This window comes from Luteococcus sp., from assembly GCF_043424415.1.
GTDB lineage: Bacteria > Actinomycetota > Actinomycetes > Propionibacteriales > Propionibacteriaceae > Luteococcus.
The window spans coordinates 1-3,932 of sequence record NZ_JBHWOO010000097.1; the positions used below are offsets into that span (position 1 = coordinate 1).

A 3,932-nucleotide genomic window follows, 5' to 3' on the forward strand; every position below is an offset into this window, starting at 1 on the left:
CCCCTGGATGGCTTCACCGTCCATGGGGATTCCAGCATCGCGGAGTGCGAGAAGAACACTCACAACCTGGTCCTTCTCCCAGCCCACAGAAATGGTGTTGTTGTGGTTGACCGTCTTCGTCAGGCTCTTCAACGCTTCGACAACGATGGGATCAAGCTCTGGCGTGAGGCTGTCCCAATCCGTGCCGTCTCCAAGGATTTCGGGGTTCATCTGGGCTACCCACGGCCGAATCTTGTTTTCATCCCACGCAAGCACGCAGAGCCCCCGTATGCGACTCTCGCCGAATCGGACAAGTTCTCCGATGTCGTCCATATCCGGCCAGGCCATAAGCACCGGCCCCGTGCTCCTGACCCCCGTTCCACCACGACCCACAATGTGCTCTACGCCCGAGTACTGGCTCACGAGTTCTTCGAGGGCCTCGCAGTTTCCGAGGCTGCGCTTCAAAGGCGTCCATACCGAAAGGGTGTCCCCCTCCTCCATTCGTTCAGCGCACCAAAGGATGGCCTGAGCAATTCCCTCGTCGTCGTAGCTCGCCACAGCTGTGGGATAGTTGACGCTTTTATCAAACATGTGTTCCTCCGCTAAATTCAAGTTCGCATGCTGGTCTTGATCGCCGGGAGCCACGCCTCGGCACGTCGATCAGTACATCTCCAAGTGGGCCACTGGACACACCCGCAGTGACACTGCGCAGCGCTTACCCTGATGGCATGACCGCGCCTCCCGAGGCATCTGCATAGAGTCCGCTACGCCCTCTGGGCAGGCATGAGCAGTCTATCTCGCGCCTTGGACTCGCCCCGTTCCTTAGCCGAAGTAAGCGTACAAACGTTCCAATTTGGGCTATGACGAGACAGGTGTTCTCAATCTCCAGCATCCCTTCCGCTCTACTTCGCAGGTCACATCGCTGCAGATCGGACCAGTGGCTGGCAATCGAGCCAGCTTCGGCCAGAGTTCGGCCCAGAAGCCGTACCATCAAAGCCATGAACACGTCGAACAGCCAAGCGATGATCCGCTCGGCGGATCGTGCGGCGCTCGTCGACATCGTCGCCGCCATCCGAGCCACCTCACCGCTGACCCAGCCCGCCCGCGCCGAGATTCTGCGCACCGAGGGCGCATCAGCGCTGATAGCTGCGGTTTTCAATGACACCCTGCTCGACCCTCACTTGGAGCAAGCCCGCGCACAAGCCGCAGCCGACCTCAACGACTGGGTTGCCGCCGGGTACACGGTGACCTCCCTGCTCGACGACGCGTATCCGGTGTACCTGGCGGGCGTTCACCAGGCCCCGGCGCTGCTGTTCAGCCAGGGCCAGCTGATACCGGACGACAACGGCGTCAGCGTCGTGGGTTCCCGCACCCCCCACCGGACCTGAACGTCAGGCAGCAGCCGACGTTGCCAACGGCCTGGTCGAGGCCGGGTTGACCGTAGTCTCCGGGATGGCGTCAGGCATCGACACCGCCGCCCACGAAGCGGCGTTGGCCGCTGGTGGGCGCACCGTCGCCCTCATAGGCACTGGCCTGGACCACACCTACCCGGCGGAAAACCGGGGCCTGCGCCGGCGGATCGAGGCGACGGGACTGGTGGCATCCCAGTTTTTCCCCGACTTGGCGGGGTCCCAGAAGACGTTTCCCATGCGCAACGTCACCATGAGCGGCTACGGGCGGGCCACCATCGTCATCGCCGCCGGGGAGCACTCCGGTACCCGCCACCAGGCGCGGGCTGCGATCAGCCACTCGCGGGGGCTGATTCTCACCCCGGCGGTCGCCGATCGCACCACCTGGGGCCGGAAGCTGGTCGACGATGGTCGTGCCCGTGTTGCTCACAGTCCTGCCGAAGCAGTGGAGCTGGCCCAGGGCATCATCGCCATCGCCGAGTTGGGCAGTGGGTTGTTCGCCTGAGTAGTTCCTGCGAACTTAGATCGCATTCACCGAGCTAGGCATTGGGAAAACCTTCTGGCAGACCATTATGGACGGCGGGTTGTTATATTCCTCAGGCTAAGCGGTCTCCGATGACAAAGCATTGGTCCCGCCAACAATTAGCAGGGCAGCTCATCCACAGTACTGCCGTGACTAAAAGGCACCACGCCAGATAGTGCCCTTGACCTGCAAAAAGAAGAGTCGAGCGATGACCCGACTAGGCTTGATACCGCTTGGACTTGCTTAGTCGTATCAAGCCTAGTCGGGTCATCGCGCAACCTCTTATATTCGGCGTGGTGGGCGTGTCGGGACTAATCCCTGCACCGACTACTCGGCTATGACTACAGACCCTCCGGACGATCAACGAGATCCAAGTGTGCTTTAACAGCCAATGCCTGAACTCTGATTCGCATACCGGGGGCCAGCTTCCCGTCAGCGAAGCGGGTCAGTTCGTCAGCGGCGTTACGCGCCTGGTCAGGAGTAAGGACCAACTCAAGTGGGGCACCGTCAGACGATCTGGTACACAGGTATACCAACCTGGTGCCATCGGGAGTGCAGCCCACCCCTGTCATTACCTGGCCCGTGTCTTCTAGAATCTCCGTCACGGCAAATCCCGGAGGAAGGTGTCCGGCGTTGCCAAGTTGAGGGGCAACAAAAGCTTGCAGTGCATCTGCAATTTCTGGCACGAGCATGTCTCCGGTGGCAACGTTCGCTACGAGAGCCTCTGCCGCGTCCGCGTCGACCTCCCCAAGCAAGTCTCCGACTGCCAGGTTCAGTCTGAGCAACAGCCAACATGCAGCCCAGCCTGTTCTCTTGTTACCATCGACGAGGCTCTGTGTAGTACAAAACGAATGAAGGAGCGAGGCTGCCTTGTCCCAGGCGGTCGGGAATGCGTCGCTACCAAAAACGGTAGTCGCTGGCCGGTTGACATTCGCACGGAACTGGTGGGGTTCACGTACCTTGGGGTGGAACCCGCAGGCAAAAAACCCTACGGTGAGGACTTCCTCACCGTCGGGATAAATCGTCACGCAAGTCGGCGGTTGAGCTCCGCCGACCACTGCGCGATTTCACGTCCCAAGTCCTCCACACGACGACGCCGCTCTTCGCGAGTCATCTCGGAGACCTGCGGTCCAGAGACGTTCATCTGAGCAAAGTTCCTATGCGTCAGCTCCTGCATCATCTTCGAACACTCTCCTTCCGTACCAGACACAGCTTCTATGCTGCCAAATTCTATCACTCTTGCTGCGTAGAGATTGAACCCTACTGGCCGCAAGATACTCGTTCAACCCTAGATCTGGCCTTAACCACGCGAACCAGGAAGCACACAATGACTCCTCGGTTCGCCACTTCGAGACCATCGGGCAACGTCGAAGCGCAGAAATCACGTCCGTGGCGGTGTCACCATTGGCTCGTGGCCCAGGTCAGCGCGAAGCTGAATCATGCGCTGCACCGTCGAGCCCGTGTACCCAGCTGGCCGACTGTGCCATCTGCGCTGAATGACGCGATTGGCCTCGACCACCTGGAGAGCCACGATCAGGGCAATCATCGGCTCGCGCCGAGGTGCCCATGTCAGGTCCGATGCTCCCGTGCAGTGGTGGGATTTCATGATGGAAAACCTCTGCTCGGTCAGCGACCGTGCGGCCTCGTAGTACAGGGTGTGCTCCCAGGAGCCGGGCACCAGCCCGGGCTGCATCATCCGCAGCTGATCCTCGCAATAGGCCACGGTGACCTGGGATTTCGTGCAGCACTGGAACCGCGCAGCCCCCGGCGGCGGTGCCACCTCCGGCGCTGTGGCGCGTGCCGCCACCATCGACTCTGGCTTCATCGGGCACCGGACCCGACCCTGCACCGCCGGGCACACCAACGCCTGCCGCACAGGGGGAGCCTGATCGCATGCCTTCGTTGGTCTGCCTACCGCGGTACGCCCCTCACCCGGGCGCCCATTGGTGCCCATCAACATCGGCAGCAACCGACGCAGCAGCTGGTCATGCTCCTGAAAACTGTCCGTCTCCAGCAACTCG

5 protein-coding genes are annotated in these 3,932 nt (G+C 61.2%); 2 read left to right on the plus strand and 3 right to left on the minus strand.

All coding sequences use genetic code 11. From position 1 onward, the window contains the following. Nucleotides 1–537 (minus strand): hypothetical protein (locus ACHFFZ_RS05695; protein ID WP_394275693.1); only part of this gene is annotated, 537 nt, incomplete at its 3' end. 440 nt (nucleotides 538–977) lie between these two features. On the opposite strand from ACHFFZ_RS05695, the gene ACHFFZ_RS05700 reads away from it, so the two are divergent. Next, nucleotides 978–1,367: a hypothetical protein gene (locus tag ACHFFZ_RS05700; RefSeq protein ID WP_394275694.1), complete on the plus strand. Its 390-nt coding sequence runs from the start codon at nucleotides 978–980 to the stop codon at nucleotides 1,365–1,367. Nucleotides 1,368–1,413: 46 nt separating this feature from the next. Then, a complete protein-coding gene (locus ACHFFZ_RS05705; RefSeq protein ID WP_394275695.1) occupies nucleotides 1,414–1,893 on the plus strand; it encodes a DNA-processing protein DprA in 480 nt (159 codons plus the stop codon). Between the two features lie 359 nt (nucleotides 1,894–2,252). Here ACHFFZ_RS05705 and ACHFFZ_RS05710 read toward each other — a convergent pair whose 3' ends face one another. Both ACHFFZ_RS05710 and ACHFFZ_RS05715 read right to left on the minus strand, forming a co-directional pair. Further along, nucleotides 2,253–2,969, minus strand: coding sequence for a type II toxin-antitoxin system death-on-curing family toxin (locus ACHFFZ_RS05710; protein WP_394275696.1), 717 nt, complete (start codon nucleotides 2,967–2,969; stop codon nucleotides 2,253–2,255). A 323-nt stretch (nucleotides 2,970–3,292) separates the two neighbouring features. Beyond that, on the minus strand, nucleotides 3,293–3,932 hold a 640-nt coding region (locus ACHFFZ_RS05715; protein WP_394275697.1), incomplete at its 5' end, for a hypothetical protein.